Origin of the sequence: Solidesulfovibrio fructosivorans JJ] (genome assembly GCF_000179555.1) — a bacterium.
GTDB classification, from domain to species: Bacteria; Desulfobacterota; Desulfovibrionia; order Desulfovibrionales; family Desulfovibrionaceae; genus Solidesulfovibrio; species Solidesulfovibrio fructosivorans.
Window position 1 is genome coordinate 83436 of the sequence record NZ_AECZ01000014.1, and the last position, 25614, is coordinate 109049.

The 25614-nt window shown below is 65.4% G+C and carries 25 protein-coding genes; 18 read left to right on the forward strand and 7 right to left on the reverse strand.

The window, feature by feature from the left end; all coding sequences use genetic code 11:
• Window positions 1-157 precede the first annotated feature (157 nt).
• The 14 genes from DESFRDRAFT_RS23110 (at window position 158) to DESFRDRAFT_RS11545 (ending at window position 13539) form a co-directional block, all read left to right on the forward strand.
• Complete coding sequence (locus DESFRDRAFT_RS23110; RefSeq protein ID WP_272913126.1) at window positions 158-289, forward strand: hypothetical protein; 132 nt, start codon at window positions 158-160, stop codon at window positions 287-289.
• A gap of 140 nt (window positions 290-429) precedes the next feature.
• Window positions 430-738: an isoamylase early set domain-containing protein gene (locus tag DESFRDRAFT_RS11485; RefSeq protein ID WP_005994061.1), complete on the forward strand. Its 309-nt coding sequence runs from the start codon at window positions 430-432 to the stop codon at window positions 736-738.
• A 211-nt stretch (window positions 739-949) separates the two neighbouring features.
• Window positions 950-2617: a glycosyltransferase family protein gene (locus DESFRDRAFT_RS11490; RefSeq protein WP_005994063.1), complete on the forward strand. Its 1668-nt coding sequence runs from the start codon at window positions 950-952 to the stop codon at window positions 2615-2617.
• A gap of 100 nt (window positions 2618-2717) precedes the next feature.
• A complete protein-coding gene (locus DESFRDRAFT_RS11495) occupies window positions 2718-3014 on the forward strand; it encodes a hypothetical protein (RefSeq protein WP_005994065.1) in 297 nt (98 codons plus the stop codon).
• A 194-nt stretch (window positions 3015-3208) separates the two neighbouring features.
• Complete coding sequence (locus tag DESFRDRAFT_RS11500) at window positions 3209-3406, forward strand: hypothetical protein (RefSeq protein WP_005994067.1); 198 nt, start codon at window positions 3209-3211, stop codon at window positions 3404-3406.
• Between the two features lie 316 nt (window positions 3407-3722).
• Window positions 3723-4583: a 50S ribosomal protein L11 methyltransferase gene (locus DESFRDRAFT_RS11505; protein WP_005994069.1), complete on the forward strand. Its 861-nt coding sequence runs from the start codon at window positions 3723-3725 to the stop codon at window positions 4581-4583.
• Window positions 4584-4667: 84 nt separating this feature from the next.
• Complete coding sequence (locus tag DESFRDRAFT_RS11510; protein WP_005994071.1) at window positions 4668-5618, forward strand: UDP-glucuronic acid decarboxylase family protein; 951 nt, start codon at window positions 4668-4670, stop codon at window positions 5616-5618.
• 18 nt (window positions 5619-5636) lie between these two features.
• On the forward strand, window positions 5637-6620 hold the full coding sequence (locus DESFRDRAFT_RS11515) for a glycosyltransferase family 2 protein (RefSeq protein WP_005994072.1): 984 nt from the start codon (window positions 5637-5639) through the stop codon (window positions 6618-6620).
• Entirely contained in the window at window positions 6617-7651 is a 1035-nt protein-coding gene (locus tag DESFRDRAFT_RS11520) for a glycosyltransferase family 2 protein (protein WP_005994074.1), read from the forward strand. The genes DESFRDRAFT_RS11515 and DESFRDRAFT_RS11520 overlap by 4 nt, the downstream gene beginning before the upstream one ends.
• Window position 7652: 1 nt before the next feature.
• A complete protein-coding gene (locus DESFRDRAFT_RS11525) occupies window positions 7653-9128 on the forward strand; it encodes a B12-binding domain-containing radical SAM protein (RefSeq protein WP_005994076.1) in 1476 nt (491 codons plus the stop codon).
• Window positions 9129-9231: 103 nt separating this feature from the next.
• On the forward strand, window positions 9232-10167 hold the full coding sequence (locus tag DESFRDRAFT_RS11530) for a glycosyltransferase (RefSeq protein WP_005994078.1): 936 nt from the start codon (window positions 9232-9234) through the stop codon (window positions 10165-10167).
• A gap of 45 nt (window positions 10168-10212) precedes the next feature.
• The gene (locus DESFRDRAFT_RS11535) at window positions 10213-11280 is read left to right on the forward strand and encodes an NAD-dependent epimerase/dehydratase family protein (protein ID WP_005994080.1); all 1068 of its coding nucleotides are present in this window, start codon (window positions 10213-10215) and stop codon (window positions 11278-11280) included.
• 290 nt (window positions 11281-11570) lie between these two features.
• Window positions 11571-12653: an NAD-dependent epimerase/dehydratase family protein gene (locus DESFRDRAFT_RS11540; RefSeq protein ID WP_005994081.1), complete on the forward strand. Its 1083-nt coding sequence runs from the start codon at window positions 11571-11573 to the stop codon at window positions 12651-12653.
• 43 nt (window positions 12654-12696) lie between these two features.
• Complete coding sequence (locus DESFRDRAFT_RS11545; protein WP_005994083.1) at window positions 12697-13539, forward strand: tetratricopeptide repeat protein; 843 nt, start codon at window positions 12697-12699, stop codon at window positions 13537-13539.
• Window positions 13540-13545: 6 nt separating this feature from the next.
• Here DESFRDRAFT_RS11545 and mnmE read toward each other — a convergent pair whose 3' ends face one another.
• A complete protein-coding gene (gene mnmE / locus DESFRDRAFT_RS11550; protein WP_005994085.1) occupies window positions 13546-14943 on the reverse strand; it encodes a tRNA uridine-5-carboxymethylaminomethyl(34) synthesis GTPase MnmE in 1398 nt (465 codons plus the stop codon).
• A 13-nt stretch (window positions 14944-14956) separates the two neighbouring features.
• A complete protein-coding gene (locus DESFRDRAFT_RS11555; protein WP_005994087.1) occupies window positions 14957-16162 on the reverse strand; it encodes an aminotransferase-like domain-containing protein in 1206 nt (401 codons plus the stop codon).
• 182 nt (window positions 16163-16344) lie between these two features.
• Between DESFRDRAFT_RS11555 and DESFRDRAFT_RS21325 the strand changes: the two genes are divergently transcribed.
• Both DESFRDRAFT_RS21325 and DESFRDRAFT_RS20785 read left to right on the forward strand, forming a co-directional pair.
• On the forward strand, window positions 16345-16638 hold the full coding sequence (locus tag DESFRDRAFT_RS21325) for a type II toxin-antitoxin system RelE family toxin (protein WP_005994089.1): 294 nt from the start codon (window positions 16345-16347) through the stop codon (window positions 16636-16638).
• A complete protein-coding gene (locus tag DESFRDRAFT_RS20785) occupies window positions 16595-16984 on the forward strand; it encodes a helix-turn-helix domain-containing protein (protein WP_005994091.1) in 390 nt (129 codons plus the stop codon). Before DESFRDRAFT_RS21325 ends, DESFRDRAFT_RS20785 begins: the two co-directional genes overlap by 44 nt.
• Here DESFRDRAFT_RS20785 and DESFRDRAFT_RS11565 read toward each other — a convergent pair.
• Window positions 16956-17981 (reverse strand): glycosyltransferase, encoded by a 1026-nt coding sequence (locus tag DESFRDRAFT_RS11565; RefSeq protein WP_005994093.1) that lies wholly within the window; start codon window positions 17979-17981, stop codon window positions 16956-16958. The two genes, DESFRDRAFT_RS20785 and DESFRDRAFT_RS11565, sit on opposite strands and share 29 nt — an antisense overlap.
• A 100-nt stretch (window positions 17982-18081) precedes the next feature.
• Here DESFRDRAFT_RS11565 and DESFRDRAFT_RS11570 point away from each other — a divergent pair, with 100 nt between their 5' ends.
• Entirely contained in the window at window positions 18082-19416 is a 1335-nt protein-coding gene (locus DESFRDRAFT_RS11570; protein WP_005994094.1) for an ATP-dependent 6-phosphofructokinase, read from the forward strand.
• An 11-nt stretch (window positions 19417-19427) separates the two neighbouring features.
• Window positions 19428-20492, forward strand: coding sequence for a nicotinate-nucleotide--dimethylbenzimidazole phosphoribosyltransferase (gene cobT / locus DESFRDRAFT_RS11575; protein ID WP_005994095.1), 1065 nt, complete (start codon window positions 19428-19430; stop codon window positions 20490-20492).
• Between the two features lie 461 nt (window positions 20493-20953).
• On the opposite strand, the gene DESFRDRAFT_RS11580 is transcribed toward cobT, so the two are convergent.
• The 4 genes from DESFRDRAFT_RS11580 to DESFRDRAFT_RS11595 form a co-directional block, all read right to left on the reverse strand.
• Window positions 20954-21886, reverse strand: a complete 933-nt coding sequence (locus DESFRDRAFT_RS11580; RefSeq protein WP_005994096.1) for an efflux RND transporter periplasmic adaptor subunit — start codon at window positions 21884-21886, stop codon at window positions 20954-20956.
• 187 nt (window positions 21887-22073) lie between these two features.
• A complete protein-coding gene (gene nifH / locus DESFRDRAFT_RS11585; RefSeq protein WP_005994097.1) occupies window positions 22074-22898 on the reverse strand; it encodes a nitrogenase iron protein in 825 nt (274 codons plus the stop codon).
• A gap of 658 nt (window positions 22899-23556) precedes the next feature.
• Window positions 23557-24840: an SGNH/GDSL hydrolase family protein gene (locus DESFRDRAFT_RS11590; RefSeq protein WP_005994098.1), complete on the reverse strand. Its 1284-nt coding sequence runs from the start codon at window positions 24838-24840 to the stop codon at window positions 23557-23559.
• Between the two features lie 218 nt (window positions 24841-25058).
• A complete protein-coding gene (locus tag DESFRDRAFT_RS11595) occupies window positions 25059-25595 on the reverse strand; it encodes a hypothetical protein (protein ID WP_005994099.1) in 537 nt (178 codons plus the stop codon).
• Between the last annotated feature and the right edge of the window lie 19 nt (window positions 25596-25614).

The following is a 25614-nucleotide window of genomic DNA, read 5'->3' on the forward strand; positions in this document are numbered from 1 at the left end:
GGCGGGCAAGGATGCCGGGCGGCATCCCGATACTAGGGGCGGCGGCGGAAAAAATCCAGCCTTCCCGCCGGAGCGCATGCCTTGCACCGGTTATTCTTTTTTGGCAACAGTTCCCTGAACGTCGCCCTCCCGCGACGCAAGGAAGGCCCCAACCGTCATGATCACTTGCCAGGGCGACGCCCCAAACGCCAGCGGGTTCTTTTTCCACGGCAAGGCCTCGTGTTCCCGCGCCAAGCCCGGCGATCCGCAAGGCATGACGGCCCGGCCCAAGCGGGACGGACTGCTTTAACCCGCTAGTTATCCCCCTTTTTTTCAAAAAAGATTTTACATCGTCACAAAGAGGCGATACGGCAGACTTAAGTCCCAAGTTGCGCCGCGCGACGCAATGACGCTTCGTTGCGGCTCGGCCACTCCCGAGGAGGAGATCCCATGTCGCTGAAGAAAAAGTTCCTGAAAAGCAAACCCGTTTGCAAGGTAACCTTCGTTTTGGCCAAGGAACAAGCCAAGGACGCCGGCAACGTCAAGCTCGTCGGCGAGTTCAACGATTGGGAGATCGAGGCCACGCCCATGCGCCGGCAAAAGGACGGCTCCTTTTCCGTTACCCTTGACCTCCCGACCGGCCGCGAATACCAGTTCCGCTATCTGATCGATGGGGAGATCTGGATCAGCGACCCCGAATCGGACAAGCACGCCTTTTCCCCGTTCGGCGACTGCGAGAATTCCGTCGTCATGGCCTAGGTTCACGCCAACGACCGTCCGCCCGGCCCGCGCCGTCCGTCCCGCCCCCTGCCGGGCCGGGCACGCGGAAAAAAACGGGACTTTCGCCGATGCGGGACACGCCGGACCGTCATGACGCCGGCCGGAAGGGGCGCGCCCGGGGACGCGTGGGACGCGCCGCGTCCATGCGGGACGCCATAACGCGAACCGCCGCCTTTCCCCGGACCGGACCATGGCCGCCCGGATTAAAACCGTCTGCCTCATCCACTCGCACCTCGGGCCGGCCCTGACGCATCTGGGCGTGCGCGCGACGCGCCTCGACCCGCCCCGGGGCACGGCAAGCCTGCCGGAGCTTCTGGCCGGCCTGCCCGAACCGCCGGACTGCGTCATCCACCAGGAAAATCTCGGCGCGAGGCTGGTGCTGACCGACCTCGCAAAGACGCCTTGCCCGGTCGTGTACTGGGCCCTTGATCCGCACCTCAATTTTTTCTGGCAACGCCACTACGCCCGGGGCTTTTCCGCCGTGGCCACCACCCAGCCCCATTTGGCGAAGGCGTTTGCCGCCGCCGGCGCGCCGCACGCGGCCTGGGTGCCCTGGCACGGCGCGCCCCGCCCCTTCGTGCCCCATGCCGACCGCGCCATGCCCCTGGCCTTCGTCGGCCGCGTCACCCCCCAGCGCCGGCGACGCCAATGGTTCGCCGAGCATATGGCCCGTTACGGACTCGTCATGCGCGACGACGTCCACGGCGAAGCCATGGCCGCCTTCTACGACGCCGCCCGGATCGTGCCCAACGAGTCCATTGCCGGCGAAATCAACCTGCGCCTGTTCGAGGCCGCTTCCAGCGGTTGCCTGCCCGTGGCCGAACGCCGGCCCGAGGGCGTGGACACGCTTTTCGTCCCGGAGCGCGAGGCCTTCTATTATGATGATGTGCTGGAACTCGACGACCGCCTCCGTTTCGCCCTGACCCATCCGGACCTGACCGAGAAAATGGGCCGGGCCGCCCACGCCGCCGTGGCCGCCCGCCACCTGCCCCTCCACCGGGCGGCCGCCCTGCTCGAGCTGGCCGGCCGCTGCGCCGCCCCCCCGCGCGGCCCCGAGGCGGCCACGGCCGAAGCCCTCGCCCTCTACCACCTGCGCCGCTCCGGGCAGCTGGCCCTGGCCGGATCGATGATCTGGCAGCGCCTCGCCGCCGTTCCGGACACCCCGGAGGTCATGGCCGCCCGCATCCAGACGGTGCTCGGGGCCGGAGACCGAAACGCCGTGCTGGCCCTCATCGGCTTCTGCCTGGCCCGGCCGGCGCTGTCCGGGCATCCGCTGACGGCCACGGCCTGCTGTCTGGCCGCCTGCCGCCTGGACGCCCCGGGAGAGGCCCGCCTCGCCTACGTGGCCCAGGCCGGCCACGGACGCCGGGACATCCCCCGCCTGTCCGGCCCACGCGACTACCTGCTCCACTTCGCCGGAGCCCTGGAGGCGGCCGGCTACGAAGCCGCGCCGGGCATGGTGTTCGACCCGACCCGCCATCTGCCGGAAAACGCCGTCCAATGCCTGGTGGCGGCCAAAGCCCTCGCCCCGGACGACCTGGAAATCGACCGACGCCTGGACAGGCTGCTCGCGCGCCTGCCCGGCAGCGAACCCGAACGCGTGGCCCTCATGTCCAACCTCACCCTCCACCGCCCGGACGACTGGTCCCTCGGACTAACCCTCGGCCTGGCCGACCTGGCCGCCTTCCGCCTGGGGCCGGGCCTGGAGGAAGTCGTCCTGGCCGCGGCCACGGCCGTGAAAACGGGACAGGAAAAACGTTTCGCCAGACGGCTGGCCCTGGCCGACCCGTCCGGCCGGCTGCGCGCGGTCCTGCGTTCCGTAACCGACGCCGCCCCCGCCGCAGCGCAAGAAAAATAATCCCGCGCCCGTCCCCTTGACGACCGGGGAACCGCTGGCTACAGGCATACTATAAGCGGTATCGACAGCCGGCCGGACAGGTCGGCAAGGAGAGGACGCCATGAGCGCGATCAACTATTCCAGCGCGATGGGGGCGGAAGCCTCCTACGGCATCGTGTCCAAGACGCTGGACACCATGAACAACACCGGTTCCTCATCCTTCACCTCCTTTGCGCCGACCGACAAACAAACCTTCGGCGCGGCCGTGGTGAGCAAGACGCTGGACTACATGAACAGCGGCGGGGCGGGCTCCCACGCGTCCATGACCAACGACATGAGCCAGACCTACCAGTTTTCCAAGGACGTGCTCGGGGCCTACACCTCGGGCATCGGCTCTCTGGCCGACGCCAACGCGTAAGAGATAAAAGAAGAAGGGAAAAAGGTGCGAGAGGAAAAGCCCTTTGCAAAAGGGTTCTTCCCGTTCGTGCCCTCCCCTTCCCAAACGTTTCATCAGGCAACTGTGGCGGCACGGCCACGCGGTCCGCGGGTTGCGGCCCACGAGACGACGATCGCCAGCGCCGGCTTTACGGACGGCAGCCCAAGGAGACCATGATGGACGATTTTCCCCGCATTACCATCATGGGGTCGGAAGCCGGCTACAGCCTTATGACCCAGACCCTCGACCACGTGGCGGACTTACGGTCCTTCGCCGTCCCCAGCTACGCGTCGGGGCCGGATGGTCTCCCGTCCAAGGATGCGCTGGGAGCCTACGCCTCGGGCATCGGCTCCCTGGCCGACGCCAACGCGTAGGCGATAAGAGAAGAGGGGAAAGAGATGCGAGAGGGGAAACCCTTTGAAAAGGGTTCTCCCCTCTCGCGCTCTCCCCTTCCTTAACTTTTTAATGGGTTGTGGAACGGCACCTCCTCAGCGGGATGCGCCAGGCGTCCGGCGTTGCCGCCGCGCCCATTTCCCGATAGGCATCTTCCCAATTCCCGTATATCCCCCAAACCCTTTATGGGGGGTCCGGGGGCCCCTTGGCCCCTCGGCGGAGGGGTGCGGGGGAGGCAGCGCCTCCCCTGCCGGGGTTACAGGGGCAGCGCCCCTGCCCTTCATTTAAGGAGTACGTGTGCGGACGTTACTGCGAGTGGACATCACCGTCCCCGATACCGGCGATCTGGCCGAGCGGGTGGAGGCCTGGCTGGCCGAACGCGCGGCCCAGGGCTGGGAGGAGACGCCGACGGACGACGGCGCGGCCGTGCGCTTCCGGGTGCATCTGGAAGACGGGCCGCCGGCCCGGGATTTCGCCGCCGCCGTGGGCGAGGACTGGCCGGATATTCCCGTGGCCCTCGACACCCTCGAGGAAGAGGACTGGGGCGCGGCCTGGAAGGAATTTTTCACGCCCATCGCCGTGGGCGGCATCTATGAGATATTGCCGCCCTGGCTGGCCGACACCGACACCGAAGGCCGCGCGCCCATCCTCATCGAGCCCAAGATGGCCTTTGGCACCGGGCACCACCCGACCACGGCCCTTTGCCTGGAGGCCTTCGCCGCCTGCGCCGCGACCGGCCGCCTCGTCGCCGGGAAACGGTTTCTGGACCTCGGCACGGGTTCGGGCATCCTCGGCATCGGGCTCGCCAAGCTGGGCCTTACCGGCGTCGGCCTGGACATCGATCCCCAGGCGGTGTGGTGCGCGGCGGAAAACCTGCGCTTAAACGCCGTGGACGAGGCCATGAGCCTGGCCGTCGGCGGCGTGGGGGCGGTTTCGCCGGAGGCCGTCTTCGACATCGTGGCCGCCAACATCCTGGCCGCGCCGCTCATCGCCATGGCCCCCCGCCTGGCCGGCCACGTGGCCGCCGGCGGCGTGCTCGTCCTCTCCGGCATCCTGGTGGAGCAGGCCCCGGCCGTGGCCGCCGCCTACCGCGCCACAGGGCTGCCCGAGCCCGAGACACGCACCAGCGGGGAGTGGGCCGTGCTTGCCTGGCAATGAGTTTACATTCGGAAAAAACGGGTTTACTAGGTCGCCTTGCCTTCACATAACCTTCTACCAAAACCGTGTTTCAAGGCTTAAGCCATGCACCTGAAAAAACGCGTTCTCGTCACCGGCGGCGCCGGTTTCCTTGGTTCGCATCTGTGCGAACGGCTGATTAACGAGGGTTGCGACGTCATCTGCTTGGACAACTACTTCACCGGAGCCAAGCAAAACGTCAAACACCTGCTCGATAATCCGCATTTCGAGCTCATGCGTCATGACATCACCTTTCCCCTGTACGTGGAAGTCGACGAGATCTTCAACTTGGCCTGCCCGGCCTCGCCCATCCACTACCAGCACGACCCGGTCCAGACCACCAAGACGAGCGTGCACGGGGCCATCAACATGCTCGGGCTGGCCAAGCGGCTTCGGGCCAAGATCATGCAGGCCTCGACTTCCGAGGTCTACGGCGACCCTTCCGTGCACCCGCAGCCCGAATCCTACTGGGGTAATGTCAACCCCATCGGTTTCCGCTCCTGCTACGACGAGGGCAAGCGCTGCGCCGAAACCCTTTTCTTCGACTACCACCGCCAGCACAACCTGCGCATCAAGGTGGCCCGGATCTTCAACACCTACGGGCCGCGCATGCACCCCAACGACGGCCGTGTGGTGTCCAACTTCATCATCCAGGCCCTTCGCGGCGAGCCGCTGACCGTTTACGGCCAGGGCCAGCAGACCCGGTCGTTTTGCTACGTCGACGACCTCATCGAGGCGTTCCTGCGCCTGATGGACACCCCCGACGACTTCACCGGCCCGATCAACACCGGCAATCCCGGCGAGTTCACCATTCTGGAACTGGCCAAGATGGTCATCGAATACACCGGCTCGAAATCGACCATCGACTATCGGCCCCTGCCCAAGGACGACCCCAAGCAGCGCCGTCCGGACATCACCCTGGCCAAGGCCAAGCTCGGCTGGGAGCCCAAGGTGCCGCTTTCCGAGGGCCTCAAGAAAACCATCGATTACTTTGACGCCTTCATGCGCGAAAAGTAGCCGGGAACGGTCCGCTCAATGACGCACGATGACGCCAGCCGCCGCGCCCCCGGGCGCGGCGGCAAAATTTCCCTTGTGGTCCCCGTGTACAACGAGGGCAAGGGCCTTTACGCGCTTCGCGACAGCGTGGTCGCGGTCATGGACGCCCTGCCCTACGATTGGGACTGCCTGTTCGTCGACGACGGCAGCCGCGACGACTCCTGGTCCATCGTCGAATCCCTGGTCGCCGCCGATCCCCGCTTCAAGGGGCTCATGTTTTCCCGCAACTTCGGCAAGGAGATGGCGCTGACCGCCGGGGTCGAGGCCTCCATCGGGGCGGACGCCGTCATCTGCCTCGACGCCGACCTCCAGCACCCGCCCGAGGTCATCCCCGAGCTCATCGCCAAGTGGGAGGAAGGCTACGACATCGTGGCCACCATCCGCGAGAAGGTCGCCGACTACACCCTGGTCAAAAAAATCGGCTCCAAGGGCTTTTATTGGTTCATGCGCCGGTTCACCGACCTCGACCTGCCCCCCAATTCCACGGACTTCCGCCTGCTGGACAAAAAGGTCGTGCGCACGCTCGCCAAGTTCACCGAAGGCTCGCGCATGTTTAGGGGCATCATCGACTGGATGGGCTACAAAAAGACCTACATCTCCTTTTGCGCCCCGGCCAGAAGCCAGGGCGAGCCGGCCTATTCCGTCAAGAAGCTCTTCAATCTGGCCATAAACAGCTTCACCTCCTTTTCCCTGGTGCCGCTGCGGCTAACCGGCTACCTCGGTCTCGGCATCATGGCCGTGACCATCCCGCTGCTCGTGCTCATGGTCCTGGCCAACTGGTTCGTCGGGGCCAACATCACGCCCATCGCCTTTTTCACGGTCTTCAACACCCTGCTTATCGGCGTGGTCCTTTGCGCCCTCGGCATGATGTCCCTTTACATCGGCCACATCCACACCGAGGTCGTCAACCGGCCGCTTTATATCGTGCGCTGCCGCGCCGGAAACTGGGACGGGCAGCAGTGATCCCGACAGCCATTCCCGACGCGCCCCTATTTTCCATCATCATCCCCTTCAAGGCGCCCGGCCCCTACCTCGTCGAAAGCCTGCCGCACCTGCTGGGGCTTATCGAGAAGGATTTCGAGGTCATCCTCCTGCCCGACGCGCCCATGGACGTCGCCGCCTACACGGACGACCCGCGCGTGCGCGCCGTGGCCACCGGCCCGGTTTCCCCGGCCGTCAAGCGCGACCGGGGCGCGCTCCAGGCGCTCGGGGCCTACCTCGCCTTCATCGACGACGATGCCTATCCCGACCCGGCCTGGCTGACCGTGGCCCGGGTGGCCTTCGAAGACGACCCGGGGCTTGCCGCCGTGGGCGGTCCGGCCGTAACCCCGCCCGACGATCCTTTCTGGGCCCGGGCCTCGGGCGCGGTGTTTTTAAGCCGCCTCACCGGTTTTCCCGAGCGCTACCGCCCCACTCCGCCAAGCCGGCTGGTGGACGACTGGCCCACCGTGAACCTCATCGTCTCCCGCGAGGCCTTTTTCGATGTCGGCGGTTTCGACACCGCCTGCTGGCCCGGCGAGGACACCAAGTTCTGCCTGGACCTGGTGCACAAGAAAGGCGGCGCGATCCGCTATCTGCCCGAACTTTTCGTTTGGCACCACCGCCGGCCGGGACTGAAAAAGCACCTGCGCCAGGTCGGCAACTACGGCCTGCACCGGGGGCATTTCGTGCGCGTGCATCCCGAGACCTCCCGCCGCCTGCGCTATTTCCTGCCGTCGTTGTGGGTGCTTTTCATCGCGGCTTCGATCCTGCACGGCCTGTTCGTGGCCGCCGGCGGCGTCTCCGCGCTCCCCTGCGCCGGAGAACTCATCGGCCTGGGGTTTGCCGCCTACGCCGTCTTTTTACTCTTGATCCTGGCCGATCTCGTGCGTTTCGAGTCCCCGGCCGTCGCGCTCGCCGCTCTGCCCTTCGTGGCCCTTACCCACGTCTGGTACGGCCTGCGCTTTCTCTACGGCCTCACCAAGAAAAAACTGATCAGCAGTCTCGGCAGGTAACATGAAAATTTCCGTGGCTTATCCGCCGCTCGCCTCGGACAAGGGCACGCCGCTGCTCTCCCAGAACCGCCAGTTCCAGTGGTTCACCAATCCGACCTACATCTATCCCATGGTGCCCTCCTACGCCGCGAGCCTGTGCGCCTCGCGCGGCCACAGCGTCACCTTCGACGACGGCATCGCCGACGAGATGACCTACGACGCCTTCATGGCCGATCTGGTCAAAAAGGCCCCGGACCTGGTCGCCATGGAGACCAAGACCCCGGTCGTGACCAGGCACTGGAAGATCGTGGCCGACGTCAAGGCAAGGCTGCCCAAAGCGGCCGTGGTCCTCATGGGCGACCACGTCACGGCCCTGCCCCGGGAAACCATGGAACAAAGTTCCGTGGATTACGTCATCGCCGGCGGCGACTTCGACTTCATCCTGGCCGATCTGGCCGACCACCTCGACGGCAAGGACGTGCCCATGCCGGCCGGCGTGTGGCGGCGCGAAGGGGGCGAGATCGTCGACGGCGGCATGGGGTCGCTCAACCACAACCTCGACGACCTGCCCTACATCGACCGCGACCTGACCAAATGGCAGCGCTACGCCTATAAAAACGGCAACTTCAAGTACACGCCCGGCACCTACGTCATGGCCGGCCGGGACTGCTGGTGGGGCCGCTGCACTTTTTGCTCCTGGACCACGCTCTTTCCGGGCGCGACCTACCGCACGGTTTCTCCCGAACGCCATGTGGCCGAGATCGAGCGGCTGGTGACCGAGCGCGGCGTGCGCGAAATTTTCGACGACTCCGGCTGTTTTCCGCGCGGAGCCTGGCTCGAGGAATTCTGCCAGCGGCTCATCGACAAGGGACTCCACAAGAAAGTCGTCATGGGCTGCAACATGCGGGTGGGCGAACTGACCCAGGACCAGTGGAACCTGCTCAAAAAAGCCAATTTCCGCTTCATCCTCATCGGCCTCGAATCCATGTCCCAGGCGACCCTCAACCGCCTGTGCAAGGGCATCAAGGTCGAACAGATCGAACAGACCGTGGCCATGGCCAAAAAGGCCGGCCTCGAGCCCCACATCACCACCATGGTCGGCTATCCCTGGGAAACGCGCGAAGACGCCCGGCGCACCATCGACTTCGCCAAGTCGCTCTTTTCCAGAGGCCTGCTCAATACCTTGCAGGCCACCATCGTCGTCCCCTACCCGGGCACGCCGCTTTTCGCCGAAGCCAAGGAGAACGGCTGGCTGACCACGGAGAACTGGGACGAGTACGATATGCGGGCCTCGGTCTGGAAAAGTCCGATATCGAATGACGACGTGTTGCAATTCAAGGATGAGTTGTATAAGGCCGCATTGACGCCGGCGTTTATCGCACGCAAGATCATGAGCATCCGCGATGTGGATGACGTGAAGTTCCTGTTCCGGGCCGCCGGCAAGCTCGTGGGGCATCTGCTCAACAAAAGCCGCAACAAGGATTGCGGCTGTAAATAAGGCGAGCCCGCCGCATCCTTGCCGCCGTCATGACCCGACACCATCGCACAGCCGCCAGACAACGTCCGTCCGCCGACCATGCCGCAGGCGGGGAGCGTTAGCCTTGGACCGCGTATCGGTGGTGGTCACCACCAAAAACGAAGCCGCCAACATCGGCGCCTGTCTGGCGTCCGTGGCCGCCCAGGACTACCCCCGGGAGTTCCTGGAGATCATCGTCGTCGATAACGCCAGCACCGACGACACCAAGGCCATCGCCGGCCGCCACGCCGACATCGTGCGCGACATGGGCCCGGAACGCTCGGCCCAGCGCAACCACGGCATGCTCGAGGTGGCGGGCGGGCGCTACGTCATGTTTCTCGACGCCGACATGATCCTCTCGCGCACCGTGGTGCGCCGCTGCGTGGAGAAAATGGCCGCCGGCCGCCATGTCGCGTTGCATATTCCGGAAATCGTGCTCGGCGCGGACTACTTTCCGTCCGTGCGCCGCTTCGAGCGCAGCTTCTACGACGGCACCGTTATCGACGGCGCCCGCTTCATCGCCAAGGACGCATTCGCCGCCGTGGGCGGCTTCGATACCTCCCTGACCGGCCCCGAGGACTGGGACCTGGACAAGAAGCTCAAACGCATCGGCACCATCGGCCTCCTGTCGCGCTACGATTTCGACGCGGTGGACGCCTATGTCGCCGGCCTGCCGCGCCAGGACTTTCTCGAAGACCTTATCCGCTTCGAGGAAAAAAGCGGCCAGGACACGCCCCTTCTTTTCCACAACGAAGCCGCTTTCGACCTCGTTCGCTACCTGAGGAAAAAGACGTACTACACGGGCAGCGCCGAGGCCTATATCGCCAAATGGACCGATCGGGACCCCGACGTCCGTCGCCAGTACGGCGCCGCCTATCGGTTTTTTGGCGTCTTTGTCGAACAAGGCCGCTACCGAAGGCTTCTTTCCCATCCGGGCAAAACCTTCGGCATGTATTTCCTGCGCTTTCTCGTGGGCGCGATGTTTCTGGCCAGAAGACCACGCCAGGCCGGAGCCGCGTAAGCCGTCCCCGGGACGCGCACCCAATCCGTCAAAAGGAGAACTCCTGTGGCAGTCGCCATCGTTACCGGCTCGGCCGGCCTGATCGGTTCGGAAACCGTCAGATTCTTCAGCGAAAAGGGCTTTGACATCGTCGGCATCGACAACAACCTGCGCAAGACCTTTTTCGGCGAGGACGCCGACACTTCCTGGAACCGCAAGCGCCTCGAAAACGCCTACAAGAACTACACCCACTACGACGCCGACATCCGCGACCACGAGGCCATTGCCAAGATCCACGGCCGCTACGGCAAGGACGTCAAAGCCGTCATCCACTGCGCCGCCCAGCCCTCCCACGACTGGGCCGCCTCCGACCCCTACATGGACTTCACCGTCAATGCCAACGGCACCCTGACGATGTTGGAGAACTACCGCAAGCACTGCCCCGAGGCGGTTTTCATCTTCACCTCCACCAACAAGGTCTACGGCGATACGCCCAACTACCTGCCGCTGATCGAAAAAGAGACCCGCTTCGAGATCGACCCGTCCCACCCCTACAAGGACGGCATCGACGAGACCATGTCCATCGACCACACCAAGCACAGCCTGTTCGGCGCGTCCAAGGTGGCGGCCGACGTGCTGGTGCAGGAATACGGCCGCTATTTCGGCCTGCACACCGGCGTCTTCCGCGGCGGCTGTCTGACCGGCCCGGCCCACTCCGGCACCCGGCTCCACGGCTTCCTGTCCTACCTCATGCGCTGCTGCATCAGCGGCAAGAAGTATTTCATCTACGGCTACAAGGGCAAACAGGTCCGCGACAACATCCACGCCCACGACCTGGTCAACAGCCTGTGGCACTACTTCGAAAAGCCCCGCGTCGGCGAGGTCTACAACATGGGCGGCGGCCCCTACTCCAACTGCTCCATGATCGAAGCCATCGCCCTTTGCGAAGAAATCTCCGGCAAAAAGCTCCAGTACGAGTACCAGGACGACAACCGCATCGGCGACCACATTTGGTGGATCAGCGGGCTCAAGAAGTTCGAGCAGCACTACCCCACCTGGAAGATCACCTACAACGTGCCGACCATTCTCAAGGAAATCTACGAGACGCAAAAAGACGTCGTCGAACACGAGTAGAGAAGAACGAGAAGAGAAAAGATGCCTCCGGCGGCCGGGGGGCCACGGGCCCCCCGGTCCCCCCTTCTTGCGGGGCGGTTTGGAGGCCGGCGGCGCACGCCGCTTCGCGCCGAGCACGCCGACCTCCAAACCGCCCCGCGATAACGGATGTCCGACACCCCACCCAACCGTATCGTCGCGCACCCTTTAAGAGTTTTTTGGGAGGGTGGGGGTCCGGGGGAGGGAACCTTTTTTTGCAAAAAAAGGTTCCCTCCCCCGGTTCCTCAATCCCCAAAAGGAGTCTCCATTCCATGTCCATGTCCAAGTACCAGACGATGCTTGTCACCGGCGGGGCCGGGTTTGTCGGCAGCAATTTGGCTGTGGCCTTCAAGCGCCGCTATCCGGAGCTTACGGTCATCGTGCTGGACAATTTGAAGCGTCGGGGCTCGGAGTTCAACGTGCCGCGTCTGGCGGCCGAGGGCATCCGGTTCGTGCACGGCGACATCCGCAATCCCGAGGACATGGAGTTTACGGACAAGATCGACGTGCTGCTCGAGTGTTCGGCCGAGCCTTCGGTGCTGGCCGGTTTCGGCGGCTCGCCCAAGTATCTCATCAACACCAACCTGACGGGCACGATCAACTGCCTGGAGGTGGCGCGCAAGAACGCGGCCGATGTGGTGTTTCTTTCCACCAGCCGCGTCTATCCCTACGATCCGATCAACGCCATCCCGGTGCGTGAAGAGGAGTCGCGGTTTGTCTGGGACTGCGCCGACGGGCCGCGCGGCTGGTCCTCCGAGGGCCTCGACGTCGATTTCGACCTCAACGGTCCCAAGTCGATGTACGGCGCCACCAAGCTGTGCTCGGAATTCGTGTTGCGCGAATACGAGGCCATGTACGGCGTGCGGGCGGTAATCAACCGCTGCGGCGTGATCGCCGGCCCCTGGCAGTTCGGCAAGGTGGACCAGGGCGTCTTTTCCCTGTGGGTGCAGGCGCACTACTTCAAGCGCGGCCTGTCCTACATCGGCTTTGGCGGACTGGGCAAACAGGTGCGCGACCTGCTGCACGTCGACGACCTCTTTGACCTGCTCGACATACAGCTTGGCGACCTTGAGAAGGCCAAGGGGAAGGTGTACAACGTCGGCGGCGGGACGTTTTCCAGTCTGTCGCTCCTGGAAACCACGCGCCTTTGCGAGGAACTGACGGGCAACGCCATCGCCATCCGCAACGATCCCGTCAACCGCCCGGCCGATCTGGCCATCTACATCGGCGACAACAGGCGTGTGACGGCCGATTTCGGCTGGAAGCCGAAACGGGACGCGGCAACCATCCTGCGCGACCTGCTGGCCTGGGTCCGCGAGCACGAAGCGAGCCTGAGGACGTTGGCGGGATTGTAGCACGCCGGCCTCCTTGAGGCCCGGATTCGGCCAAGGAGGCTACATGATGCATCGCAAGGTCGATCGCCAGCGCATGGAGGCGGACGCGCGCGCCATTCGCGAAAACATCAGCCGCGCCCGGGGCTATCTGCGGCGCGACGATCTGTATCGCTGCATCGACGCGGCCAACGACGCCCTGGGGCTCAAAATCTCCCGCACGGCCCTTGGCCTCGCCCGCTCCGAGGTGGACCTGCTTTTCGCGGAAATGTGCGACGATTTCAGCCGCCATCCCCGGGTGGTCTCGTTTCTGAGCGGCATCGGCATCACCACCACCCCCTTTCTGCGCTACAAGCCCGGGGACGAAATCATCCTGGTGAAAAGGCTGACCGCGCTGCGCCTCAAGATGGAGGAAGCCGAGCGGCGCGACCAGGAGCATTCGGCCAAGCGGCGCGGCCAGCAAAAGGAAGAATGGCTGCGCCTGGGCCGTGAGCATCTGGCCCAACAGAGCTTTCCCAAGGGCAAGGTCTATCTGCGGCGGGTGGCGGAAACGTTCGGCGCGGAAGAAGGCGTCATCCGCGACGTGGGCGCGCTGTTTCTCGAAGCCGGGCTTTTGACCGAAGCGGCGGAGATGTTTTCCCTGGCCATCGAGCGCTTTCCCAATGACCAGCAGGCCTGGCGGCTCGGCATCGACGCCTGGGATTCGATGGGCGAATTCAAGAAGGCCGAGGAGCTCTACCTGGGGGCGGTCAGAAGTTTCGGCGGCCATCCCAAGACCTTTCTCAACATCGCCAAGTTCTACCTCAAGTGGAACCGCAAGGACGACGCCTACGACTACGCCTGCCGCGCCCTGGACCAGGACCCGGATCTGGCCGAGGCCAAGGAAATCCGCGACAAGCTGGATCGGTAGGGTTCCCTACTTGCCGATGCAGAACTTCGAGAAGACGGCATTGAGGACATCATCGGGCGTGGTCTCGCCGGTGATGTCCGCAACAAGCGCCGCGGCGGTTTCGAGCCGCGCCCCCAACAGATCGTAAGGCACGCCGGCCCGGATATCGGCCACAAGCCCCGCCAGCTCCAGCCGGGCCGCTTCGAGGCTCGCCGCCTCGCGCGCATTCGGGGCCGTCGCGGCCGGCTCGGGCGGGCCGTCGGTCGCGGTCAGCCGTTCGCGCATGGCGGTTAAAAGCCCGGTCAGGCCGAAACCCGTGCGCGCCGAGACGGCCACCGTCTCCAGGCCCCTTGCCTTGAGCTTCTTGGCCGCGCCCGGCTCGGCCGCCGGCAGGTCGGCCTTGTTGACCACGACCAGCACGCGCCTGGGACCAAGTTCCTCCAGCAGCGCTTCGGCCTCGGGGTCCGGGGCGTACGGGGCCGCGCCGTCCACGACATACAGCCCCAGGTCAGCGCGGCCGGCCACGTCCCGGCCGCGCTTCTTGCCGGCCGCCTCCACGGCGTCCGGCGTCTCGCGCAGCCCGGCCGTATCCGTCAGGCGCACGGGCACCCCGTCCAGGTCGAGCCCCTCTTCCAGATAATCCCGGGTCGTGCCGGGCTGGTCGGCCACAAGCGCCCGGTCCGTGCCCAGAAAGGCGTTGAAGAGGCTGGACTTGCCGGCGTTGACCTTGCCGAAAAGGGCCACGACCGCCCCTTCGCGAAAGGGCCTGGCCCGGCGTCCGGCGGCAAGCAGCGCGTCGATGCGGTCCATGACGGCGGCAACCCCGTCGGCAAAGGCCTCCTTGGGCTGGCACTCCACTTCCTCGTCGGGAAAATCGACGGCCAGGCAGACCCCGGCCCGCAGTTCGCCAAGCGCCCGGCCGAGCTCCCGGGCGGCCTCGCCCATGCCCCCGGAAAGACGGGTCAGAGCAAGGGACGCGTCCACCGCGCCACGGGCGGCGATGAGTTCGGCCACGGCCTCGGCCTGGGACAGGTCGAGCCGGCCGTTGAGATAGGCCCGCTTGGTGAATTCCCCGGGCCCGGCCGGCCGCGCCCCGGCCGCGCAGGCGGCGGCCAGGACGGCGGCGAGCACCACCGGCGCGCCATGGCAGAAGATTTCCGCCGTGTCCTCGCCGGTGTAGCTCCCGGGACCGGGCATAAACGCCGCCATGACCTCGTCGAGCACCCGGCCCGAAGCGTCGCGCACGGTTCCGTGGTGCAGCCGGTAGGGCCTAAGCCCCGCGAAATCCGGCCGGGCCGAGGTGAAGAGCTTCGTCGCGACGGCCTTGGCCAGCGGGCCGCTTAGGCGCACGATGCCGACCCCGCCGCGTCCGGGCGGGGTGGCGACGGCGGCGATGGTGTCGCCCGGAAGGCGGCTGGCGGGCATGGCTGCGCTTTCCCTACGCGACGGCGGCGCAGCTGGTCTTGGCCAGAAGCGCCTTTATGCCGCGCCCCATGCGGGCGATGCCCTCCACGATGCGGTCCGGGTCGGCGTTGGAGAAGTTGAGCCGCATGGCCCGCGCCCCCCCGCCGTCGACGAAAAACGGCCCGCCCGGCACGAAAGCCACCTTCTCCTTGATGCACAGGTCGAACAGGTCGAAGGCCGAGCAGCCCTCGGGCAGGGTTACCCAGAGGAACATGCCGCCCTCGGGCTCGGTGCAGGTGACGCCCTCGGGGAATTCCGCTTTGATGCGCTCGAGCATGAGGTTTCGCTGCGCGCCGTAGACGGACTTGATCGTGGCGATATGGGCGTCGAGGTCGTTGTCGATCAGGTAGCGCACGAGCACCCGCTGCACGAAGGTGGAACTGTGCAGATCGGAAGCCTGCTTGGCGGTGACGAGCTTGGGCATGGCTTCCGGCGTGGCCGCCACCCAGCCCAGGCGCAGCCCCGGCGCGACGATCTTGGAGAAGGTGCCGAGCATGAAGCCGTCCCCACCGGGTAAAAACGAGCTCACCGGGGGCATGGGTTCGCCGGCGAAACGCAACTCGCCGTAGGGATCGTCCTCCACGAACACCGTGTCGGAAACGCGCAGCGTCTCGGCCACGGCCCGCCGGGCCGCCAGGCTGTAGGTCATGCCCGAGGGGTTCTGGAAATTGGGCACGGCGTAGAACATCTTGGCTTTCCGGGTAAGCAGCAGTTCCGTCAACCGGTCGATGTCCGGGCCCTGGGGCGTCAGCGGCACGCCGGCGAACTCCGGCTCGAACAGCGAAAAGGCCTGTATGGCCCCGATGTAGCCGGGAAGCTCCACGGCGAGCAAATCGCCCGGATCGAGAAAGACCTTGCCGATGAGGTCCAGGCTTTGCTGGGAGCCGCTGGTGACGAGGATATTCGCCGGATCGATATCCATATTCTTGCGGGCCTTGTAGCGGGCGGCGATCCATTCCCGCAGTTCCGGCTCGCCTTCGGTGACGGAGTATTGCAGGGCGGCGGGACCGTTCTCGGCCAATACGCGGGCGGCGGCGTCGGCCATGGGGCCGATGGGGAAAAGGTCGGGCTTCGGGAGTCCGCCGGCAAAGGAGATGATGGACGGATCGGCGGTGACCTTGAGGATTTCCCGGATAAACGAACGACGCACCTGGGACATGCGTTTGGCGAAAGCGGGCACTGGTAAGACCTCCTGCGTACGAGTGGAGGCCGTATCTGGCGGATTAAAAGGCGGGCCGACGGGCCGCCAGACGCGGCCGGTCGCAGCATATTAGACCGGAGTCGAAAAAGATTAAAGCGATAACATTGAACGGCCCTGCCTGTCCGGTTGACATGACGCAATAAGTGCGTACATTTTGTGTCATGTCATGGACGGTTGGCATCTCCGGCCGCGTGGCCAAACAGATACGACGGCTGCCCGAGCCGGTGCGGGCCATCGCACGCCAACTTGTCCATGAAATCGAGACATCCGGCCCCGTGCGACAGGGTTGGCCGCATTACGGCAAGATCACGGGGCGACCGGGATGCCACCACTGCCATATCCGGCGCGGACGGCCGACATATGTGGCGGTGTGGAAGGAAGCCGGCGAAGCACAGGAGGTGGAGGTGACCTATGTCGGAACGCATGAAGGCGCGGACTACGGACGGCTTTGTTGAATTTTCGCTTCGCGTGCCCGAATCCCAGGCCGAGCGGGTTGGCGCGGCGCTTCGGGCCATTGTGGCGCTGTTGCCGGAGGCGTCCGAAACGGCTCCGGTCGCTGACGAGGATTTGGACGATGACACCCTGTATTCCCCGGATGAGGTCTTCGGCTCCTGGACGCCGGGAGCGGCGGTCCGGGCCTACCGCCTGCGCGAGGGGCTGACCCAGGCAGCGCTGGCCCGGGGCATCGAGGTCACCCGTTCGGTGGTCAGCGATCTGGAGACCGGGCGGCGGCCGGTCAGCGGAGCCATGGCCCGGAGATTGGGAGAATTTTTCAAGGCGGAGTACAAGAATTTTTTGTAGCCGCGCCAAGGCCCTCCCCTATCCTCAAAAGCGCCTCCCGCCGCGCCGACTCCCCATACGCCGCCACCGTCATTCTTCCATTCTCCAGCACCGTCGCCAGCTTCCCGCCGCCCTCGCCCCACAGCCGGCAGGCCGCCTCCAGACACGCCGTCGCCCCGAAAACGTCATTGTCCGCCGCGTAAAATCCGTTCCCGCCCCAGGGAACGTCGCGAAGCGGCACGCTCGGCACGTAGCCGCTTTCGCCGGCCTGGCGCATGTAGTCGAACCCGCCGAACCCGGCGAACCCGGCCACGACGCAGCCGCAGGCCATGGCCTCGAGCGGCGGCAAGGGGCAGCCCTCGGGAAACCCGGTGGCCAGAAAAACATGGCAGGAGCGCAACGCCTCGGCCACGCCGTCCGGCGGCAGCCCGTCTATGGGCACGAATTCGAGGGGCATGCCGGCACGCGGCGCGCGCGCTTCGACCATCCGCCGGATCATAGCGGCGAGCCCCTTGTTTTTGCGCGGCATGTACCCCACCCGCACCGGCGCGGGCGCGGGCTTGGCCCGGGGCGGATAAAACCTGGCCGGGTCGATGACCGGGCGCAAGACCGGCGGCAATACGCCGAGGGCCCGCTCGATATAGCGCGCCACCGGATCGGACACGGCCAGAAACGACACCGGCAGCCTGTCCCAGGCCACCCCCTCGGGCAGTCCGTTGAAAAGATACGCCCAGTTCTGACAATACACCACGCAGCGCGCCCCGGCGGAAAGCCCCGGGGCCAGGGCGTTGGGCCAGCCCTCGGGCACGAGATACACGTCCCCCGGCCCCATGCCGGCATCGGTCAGGGATACCGCCGGAATACCGGCCGGCAGCGTAAGCGGCGTGGCCCCGGCCTCGCGCAACACCAGCCCGACCTCGCGCCCCGAGGCCGCAAGCGCCCCGGCCACCTCGAGCAGCACCGCCAGCCCGCCCGAAACGGCGCGCAGCGGCGGCAGAAAAACGAACGTGCGTCCCACAACGATCCTTGAATGCCGGCGCATGGTTGCCGGCCCGGTTTCAAAAGGCTAACACCAAAAGCGGCCGCGTTTTGCAACCGTGATGCCGCAAGGAGCCACCATGCGCAACAACAAGGATGCCATACTCGACCTGTCGCTGACCCCGGAGGACACCGCCGTGACAACCCTCGGCGCCCCCGCCTGCGACAGCCCCAAGCATGTGGGCACGTTCGTGCTCGACGACGCGGCCGTGCTGGTCGGCATCACCCGGGCCTCGGTCTCCTGCGACAGCCAGGTTCCCGTCTTCTTCGAGGAAGCCGGGCCGCGACAAAAAATCTTCTTCTCGCCCCATAAGACCAAGCTCGCCGTGGTCACCTGCGGCGGCATCTGCCCCGGCATCAACGACGTCATCCGCTCCATCGTCATGGAAGCCCACCACCAGTACGGCGCGGCCGCCACCCTCGGCATCCGCTACGGCCTGCGCGGCTTCATCCCGGCCTGCCGCCACGACGTGCGGGAATTCTCGCCGGAAAACGTGGCCGAAATCCACCAGTTCGGCGGCACGGTGCTCGGCTCCTCGCGCGGCCCCCAGCCCGTGGACGAAATCGTCGACGCCATGGAACGCCTCGGCATCGGCTTTTGCATTTTCATCGGCGGCGTCGGCACCATGCGCGCCGCCCAGGCCATACAAACCGAAATCGCTTCCCGAAACCTCGCCATCGGCATCGTGTGCATCCCCAAGACCGTGGACAACGACATCCACTTCGTCTCGCGCACCTTCGGCTTTTTAACCGCCGCCGAACAGGCCACCGAATCCATCGCCTGCGCCCACGTCGAGGCCCTCGGCGCGCCCTACGGCATCGGGCTCGTCAAGCTCATGGGCCGGCAGTCGGGATTCATCGCCGCCGAGGCCAGCATGGGCCTCAAACACGTCAACATGGTCCTCGTGCCGGAAGAACCCTTCTCCCTCACCGGCCCGGGCGGCGTGCTCGAGGTGCTGGAAAAACGCCTGCGCTCCCGCGGCCATGCCGTCATCGTCGCCGCCGAAGGCGCGGGACAACACCTCATCCCCGCGACCGGACGCTTCGACCCCTCGGGGAATCCGGTGCTCGGCGATTTCTGCGGCCTTTTCGCCCGCGAAATCAAACGCCATTTCAAGGAACAAGGCCTCCCCATCACGCTCAAGTCCATCGACCCGAGCTACATCGTGCGCGCCGTGCCCGCCAACACCGCCGACGCCGTGTATTGCGGCTTCCTCGGCCGCCTTGCCGTCCACGCCGGCATGGCCGGCAAGACCGGCATCATGATCGGGTCGGTCAACGACCACTACGTCCACGTCCCGCTGTCGCTCGTCACCCGTGAACGAAAGCACATCGACATCAACTCCGAGTACTGGCAGGCCGTGCTTGATTCCACGGGCCAGCCGCGCTTCGCCGCCCAGTTCGATCAACCCTGAAAGGAGCCTCCATGCCGCTGACTCTCCCCGAGGTCCTGGCCGCCATCCGGCCGGTGGACCCGGCCCTTTTCGCCGTTGCCAAGAACCACCTCGACAGCCTGACCAAGCCCCGGGGCAGCCTCGGTCGCCTGGAAGAACTGGCCCAACGCCTCTTCGCCATATCCGGCGGCAAAGCCCCGACCATGGACCCGGCCCGCATCTACGTCTGCGCCGGCGACCACGGCGTGGCCGCCGAAGGCGTGAGCCTGTTTCCCCAGGAAGTCACCAGGCAGATGGTGGCCAACTTCCTGGCCGGCGGCGCGGGCATCAACGTCCTGGCCGATACCGCCGGCATCGACATCCGCGTCGTCGACGCCGGATGCCTGGGCGACCCGTTCCCGCCACATCCCCTCTTCGCCGGCTCCCGCGTCGCCTCCGGCACCGAGGACCTGGCCGTCGGCCCGGCCATGAGCGTCGACACCTGCACCAAGGCCCTGCTCCTCGGCGCATCCCTGGCCGCGCAGGCCGCCGCCGAAGGCGTCAAATGCCTGGGCACCGGCGATATGGGCATCGCCAACACCACCCCGTCCACCGCGCTTTTCTGCGCCTACCTGTTCCTCGACCCGGAAACCATCACCGGCCCCGGCACCGGACTCGACGCCTCCGGCGTGCGACGCAAGGCCGAAATCGTGGCCAAGGGCCTCGAACTGCACGAAAAGGTCATCGACTCCGGCGACCCCGTGGCCATCCTGGCGGCACTCGGCGGCCTCGAAATCGCCTGCCTCGCCGGGCTCGTCCTCGGCGCGGCCGCCAACAAGCTCCCCATCGCCGTGGACGGCTTCATCTCCACCGCCGCCTACGTCGCCGCCCGGGCCATCGCGCCCGACGTGGCCGACTATGCCGTCGTCAGCCACGCCTCGGCCGAGCCCGGCTACGCCCCCATCATGAACGCCCTGGACCACAAGCCGCTCCTTGACCTCGGCCTGCGCCTCGGCGAAGGCACCGGCGCGGCCCTGGCCATCTTCCTCATGCGCGCCAGCGCCAACGTCTACAACAACATGGCCACCTTCGCCGCCGCCGGCGTCAGCGAAGGCTAGGGCCAGGGTTAAGGCGAAGGCTAGCCGGGGCGCTGCCCCGGACCCCGCCGGGGGGCGAGCGCGCCCCCGGTCCCCCCGTCTGGTGTGCTTTGGCTGGGCGGGAGGCCGGGTTGGCTGGCGGGAAGGCGGAGCATGGAGAAGATGGAGGCGGGATTTGTTCGTGACGATGCCGCCGCTTGCGCGGCAGGCTCGTCCCGAACAAATTCCGCCTCCACCACGCCGGTCGTCCCTACGGGGCGACAGTCAAAAAAACTCTTCTTCTTAAAATGCGGCGCTTCGCCGCTGGCGCGGTTGTTGCCGCAATCGCGTCCGGCGTCGAGGGGCGAAAGCCCCTCGTGTCCCGGGCCGATTGCGGCAACAAACATACGGCGTCCCATCACCCAAAGACATCACAACCCTCACCCCACCAACCTCTCCCACACCCCACCAACCCAACCCGGTAAAAGGGGGTCCGGGGGACATCAAGTCCCCCGGCGGGGTCCAGGGGCGGAGCCCCGCTTCTGCTTCCCCCTCTCCCCTGTCGGCATCCCCTGCTCCAGCTCCTTTTCTCCGCCGGGGCGCACGACGATATAGACCTGCACGGCCAAGCCGACGGGGAGTCGCGGCGTGCCGTCGAGGTCGATGACGACTTCGAGAACGCGAAAATCACGCGGCCCGCGAAGGGCGGGGGCGAGACGGGAGACGATGCCGGTGAAACGATGTTTGGCAAAGGCTTCGGGGATGAGGACGGCGTGTTGTCCCACGGCGAGGCGGGCGATGTCGCGTTCGGGCACGGCGGCGCGCACGCGCAGTTTGCTTGTATCGCCCACAGTGAGGACCGGGGTGTCGCGGGAGGGGGAGACGACTTCGCCGGGACGGCGGAATTTGCGCAGCACAATGCCGTGGAGGGGGGAGCGCAACATGGCCTTTTCGGCCCGCACCTGGGCGGCGGCCAATGCGGCCCTGGCGGCGTCGACGGCGTCTTTGGCATCCTGGCGTTCTTTCTTGCCGGCGGATGGGGACAGGTCGTCGAGACGGGCCTCGCTTGCGGCCAGGGCCTGCCCGCCCGCCGCGATCCCGGCCTGGGACTCGGGACCGGCCAGGCGGGCCAGGATTTGCCCTTGTTGCACGGTATCGCCTTCTTCCACATCGACCGAGCCGATGACGCCTTCGGTGGCGAAGCCCAGGCGGATCACCCCGGACCGGGGTTCCACCACTCCGGGCGCGGCGATCCAGGCCGGCGCGGGACCGGGGGCCGGCCGGACCGGCGAGGGAAGCGGCGGCGTGACCGGGATCACGGCCACGGGTTGCGGCGACTCGGCGCGCTGTGGGGCACGCCCGCCGGTGTAGAGCCACCAGGCTCCGACGAAGATCATGGCGGCGGCGGCAAGCAAGAGGAGCAGGCGTTGCAGCATGGGGAAGCGCCTCCATCGGCGACAATGCGCGGATGTGGCCGGGCACGGGTGTTATCTTCCGGCCCTTTGGGGCTACCCCATCGAACCGGCTCCGTAAAGAGGCGGGGCGGATTGGCGGAAAGTCGGCCGGAGGGCGAGGGAGGCTGTCCGCCCCCCGGCGCGAAACACACTGGAGCCTGTCGCGAAGTCAGTTGGCGATGCCGAAGTCGATGAGCAGCTTCTCCAACTCGTTGATGGACATGGGCTTGGGCACAACGAACATCTCGTTGTTGTGGACTTTTTCGGCCAGGGCCCGATACTCGTCGGCCTGCTGGTGTTCGGGGGAATAATCGATGACGGTCTTGCGGTGGATCTCGGCCCGCTGGACTTGATTGTCGCGGGGCATGAAGTGGATCATCTGGGTGCCGAGGCGCTCGGCCAGCTCCTCGATCATCTCGCGCTCGTTGTCGACCTTGCGGCTGTTGCAGATGAGCCCGCCCAGGCGCACGGTGCCGGCGTCGGCGTATTTCACGATGCCCTTGCAGATGTTGTTGGCCGCGTACATGGCCATCATTTCGCCGGAGCAGACGATATAGATTTCCTCGGCCTTGCCGTCGCGGATGGGCATGGCGAAACCGCCGCACACGACGTCGCCGAGGACGTCGTAGAACACGTAGTCGAGTTTCTTGTCCGCCTGGTAGGCGCCGAGCTGTTCCAGGAGGTTGATGGAAGTGATGATGCCGCGGCCGGCGCAGCCGACGCCCGGTTCCGGTCCGCCGGATTCGGTACAGCGGGTGTCCTTGTAGCCGACCTTCAGGATATCATCGAGATCGACGTCCTCGCCTTCCTCGCGCAGGGTGTCGAGGACGGTCTTTTGTTGCAGGCCGCCGAGCAGCAAGCGGGTGGAATCGGCCTTGGGGTCGCAGCCCACCACCATGATCCGGTTGCCCATCTCGGCCAAGCCGGCCACGGTGTTCTGGGTGGTCGTGGATTTGCCGATACCGCCCTTGCCGTAAATGGCGATCTTTCGCATGCAGTGTTCCTCCGGTACCTTGAGGCTTGAGGTCTTTGTCATCCGGCGGTTCCGGAAGGAGCGTGCGCAATTTCGCCCCTTCCGCAAACCGCCCCCCTGCAAGAAGCGATCGACATGAAGCACTTGCCGTACCAGTTTCGAATTATACTGCAATTATAAAACAATACTCTACAGATAAACACGAATATTGTAAAAATCGCTAAAAACAAAATTGTCGCACTGAATTAACACAACTTCAAAAACGAACGGACACCTTTTTATAAAAACCAGTGTCTTTTTAATTTCTACCCATACAAGAGAAAAACAAAAACGACGCCGCACCATGCAACGTCGTTTTTGCCACCGAACGCGGAACCCAAAAACCAACCTAAGAAAATGGAGCGGGATGTCGGCCGGCCAGGAGGAGGACGCCCCATCCGGCCGATTCCCTGGGAACTGGGGTCGCACGGGTTGTTACAAGCTCCGTGCCAAAATTTGCGTTTCTGCGGAAATGCCCGCATCGGGCCGATTTCCCCTGTCGTCACCCGACACAGGGAACACGTTTACCCAACGTTTTCGTATCAGCAGCGACAATTTGGTAGGTTTCGTCGCGCGCGCATCGATCCCCGGGTGTCATACGGCCTTTGGCCAGGATCGGGGAAAGGCGGATGTCCCCGGGTCAGCGCGGGCAGCCGGCCACGATGGAGGCGGCGAGCCCCTCGATTTTGTCCGTGGGCGGCAGTTCGCCGGCCGGAATCGGTTCGAAGGCCGACGTTTTTTGCGGACAGGCGGCCGGCTCCGTCTCGCGCCCGAACCAGCGGGAAGCGACGCGACGGGCCAGAAGCTCGGCCACCCAGGCGTTGCCTTCCGGGCTCCAATGGGTGTCGCGGCCGGTGTAGGTCCGCTTGCCCCCGGGCGTGTCGCCGGCCAGGCAAGGGGTCAGGTCGTAGATGTCGTCCTGGGGCAGGCCGACCCGCCTGGCCAGCTCGCGGGTGATGCGGGTGGGCAGGCCGAAATCCGCCTTGGCCGGGTCCTCGCCCAGATCGCGGGCCGCCTTGTCCCCGACCGGGCGCGACACGGCGCATTCCGGCGGGGACAGCATGACCATGACCGGCTTGCCTGTGCCCGCCACCTTGGCCGCCGTGGCCAGAAAGAGCGCGTACCAGGGCAGGTCGTTTTTGTAGGCGAACATGGTGTCCTTATAAAACGGCTTCATGCTGGAGCGCATCTCCGAGGCCATCTGGTCCGGGGTGAGCGGCAAAAGCGAACTGTAGCGCGGGTCTTGCTTGTCGGGCATCACGCCCAGGGCATCGAGGTCGGGCAGGAAGAGCATTCGCCGCAAGGCCTTGTCGCTTTGCAGCTTGAACAACACCTGGGCCTTGACGAAGTCCATGAAACGGAACGGATACTGGTGCGGCACGAGGGTGTAGGGACCGTAGGCCATGCCGTGGCGGCAGGCGTCGGCCAGGCGCGCGGCAAAGGCGGCCGGATCATAGGGCGTGTTGCGCACGTCGTTGAAGTCGTTGCCGAAATAGACGTTGAAAATGATCGCGTCGTAGTCCAGGGCCTGGGTCCAGAAGGCGAAGCGCTCCAGATAGTCGGGAAAGGAGATGGAGGGGAAGCCGAGGTTGACCACGCGAAACGTGCGGCCAAGGCCCATGGCGTTGAGCTTTTTTTCCAGCACCGCGCAAAAGCCGTATTCCGGCTTGGTCACGGCGTAGGTGTAGGAGTCGCCGAAAACCAGGATGCGGTACTCGCCGGCCGGCTTGCGCTTGGCGACAACCCCGTGGACGTCGTTGAGCAGCATCTTTTTCAATGAATACTCAGGCGCATCCTTGGAAGCATACGAGTAGACGTGCTCCTTTTCATAATCACGGAACACGAAGTCGACGATATAACACGCCAGCAGCACCTGCACAGCCACAAGCAGCACGATGCCGCCAATGCGAAGGAATCGTTTCATAATAAGGGAAGTGGAAAAGAAGCTGGGGAAAACCCTTTCTGTAGAAAGGGTTTTCCCCAGACCCCTTTCCCAAAGACTTTCAATAGAGACAGATTGTTACCTGTTCCACAGTTCTACCAATAAAAGGTTTAGGAAGGGGAGAGCGTGAGAGGGGAGAACCCTGTGCAAAAGGGTTTCCCCTCTCGCATTCTCTTCTCCCCTCTTCCCTCCCCCTACTCCTACTCCTTGAGCACCGCGCCTTCGCCGGCGAAGAACACGCTGCCGGCCGGCGGCGGCACGGACGCGCCCAGGGCGTTGCGGGCGGAGCTCGATCCGTAGAGGGCCTTGTAGCCGAAGGAGATGCCGTAATTGCCAGCGGCCTGCCCGGCCGGGGCCAGGGTGAAGGAAAAGGGCACGACCGCGTCCGGCCCAAGCGGCATGGCCTTGAAGGTCTTTTCCGCGCTGGCCAGGACCTTGCCGGCCGGGTCGCGCAAATAGGCGGTAAGCGTCAGCTCTTCCAGCCGGTCGACCCAGGGCGGCAGGCTGGAGGTTATGGGCGTGGCCCGGCCGTGGATGACGTAGGCGTCGCCGGAGAGCGCGCCGGTAAATTCAAAGCGCCAGAATTTCATGGTGATGCCGGTCGGCGCGGTGGCGACGACCGGGCGCGACTCGAGGTGGGATACGGAAAGGCTGGAGCAGCCGGCAAGCGCGGCCATGGCGAGAATCATCACGGCCCAAAGGCGCGGCGCATCCGTTGCGCGGCGTGAAGACGTCATAATACCTCCTTTCCGATGT

Bases quoted from the DNA above. Each gene is read 5' to 3' on its own strand.
- DESFRDRAFT_RS23110 (WP_272913126.1), top strand. From the start codon at position 158: ATGATCACTTGCCAGGGCGACGCCCCAAACGCCAGCGGGTTCTTTTTC.
- DESFRDRAFT_RS11485 (WP_005994061.1), top strand. From the start codon at position 430: ATGTCGCTGAAGAAAAAGTTCCTGAAAAGCAAACCCGTTTGCAAGGTA.
- DESFRDRAFT_RS11490 (WP_005994063.1), top strand. From the start codon at position 950: ATGGCCGCCCGGATTAAAACCGTCTGCCTCATCCACTCGCACCTCGGG.
- DESFRDRAFT_RS11495 (WP_005994065.1), top strand. From the start codon at position 2,718: ATGAGCGCGATCAACTATTCCAGCGCGATGGGGGCGGAAGCCTCCTAC.
- DESFRDRAFT_RS11500 (WP_005994067.1), top strand. From the start codon at position 3,209: ATGGACGATTTTCCCCGCATTACCATCATGGGGTCGGAAGCCGGCTAC.
- DESFRDRAFT_RS11510 (WP_005994071.1), top strand. From the start codon at position 4,668: ATGCACCTGAAAAAACGCGTTCTCGTCACCGGCGGCGCCGGTTTCCTT.
- DESFRDRAFT_RS11515 (WP_005994072.1), top strand. From the start codon at position 5,637: ATGACGCACGATGACGCCAGCCGCCGCGCCCCCGGGCGCGGCGGCAAA.
- DESFRDRAFT_RS11525 (WP_005994076.1), top strand. From the start codon at position 7,653: ATGAAAATTTCCGTGGCTTATCCGCCGCTCGCCTCGGACAAGGGCACG.
- DESFRDRAFT_RS11540 (WP_005994081.1), top strand. From the start codon at position 11,571: ATGTCCATGTCCAAGTACCAGACGATGCTTGTCACCGGCGGGGCCGGG.
- DESFRDRAFT_RS11545 (WP_005994083.1), top strand. From the start codon at position 12,697: ATGATGCATCGCAAGGTCGATCGCCAGCGCATGGAGGCGGACGCGCGC.
- mnmE (WP_005994085.1), bottom strand. From the start codon at position 14,943: ATGCCCGCCAGCCGCCTTCCGGGCGACACCATCGCCGCCGTCGCCACC.
- DESFRDRAFT_RS21325 (WP_005994089.1), top strand. From the start codon at position 16,345: ATGTCATGGACGGTTGGCATCTCCGGCCGCGTGGCCAAACAGATACGA.
- DESFRDRAFT_RS20785 (WP_005994091.1), top strand. From the start codon at position 16,595: ATGTCGGAACGCATGAAGGCGCGGACTACGGACGGCTTTGTTGAATTT.
- DESFRDRAFT_RS11570 (WP_005994094.1), top strand. From the start codon at position 18,082: ATGCGCAACAACAAGGATGCCATACTCGACCTGTCGCTGACCCCGGAG.
- cobT (WP_005994095.1), top strand. From the start codon at position 19,428: ATGCCGCTGACTCTCCCCGAGGTCCTGGCCGCCATCCGGCCGGTGGAC.
- DESFRDRAFT_RS11580 (WP_005994096.1), bottom strand. From the start codon at position 21,886: ATGCTGCAACGCCTGCTCCTCTTGCTTGCCGCCGCCGCCATGATCTTC.
- nifH (WP_005994097.1), bottom strand. From the start codon at position 22,898: ATGCGAAAGATCGCCATTTACGGCAAGGGCGGTATCGGCAAATCCACG.
- DESFRDRAFT_RS11590 (WP_005994098.1), bottom strand. From the start codon at position 24,840: ATGAAACGATTCCTTCGCATTGGCGGCATCGTGCTGCTTGTGGCTGTG.
- DESFRDRAFT_RS11595 (WP_005994099.1), bottom strand. From the start codon at position 25,595: ATGACGTCTTCACGCCGCGCAACGGATGCGCCGCGCCTTTGGGCCGTG.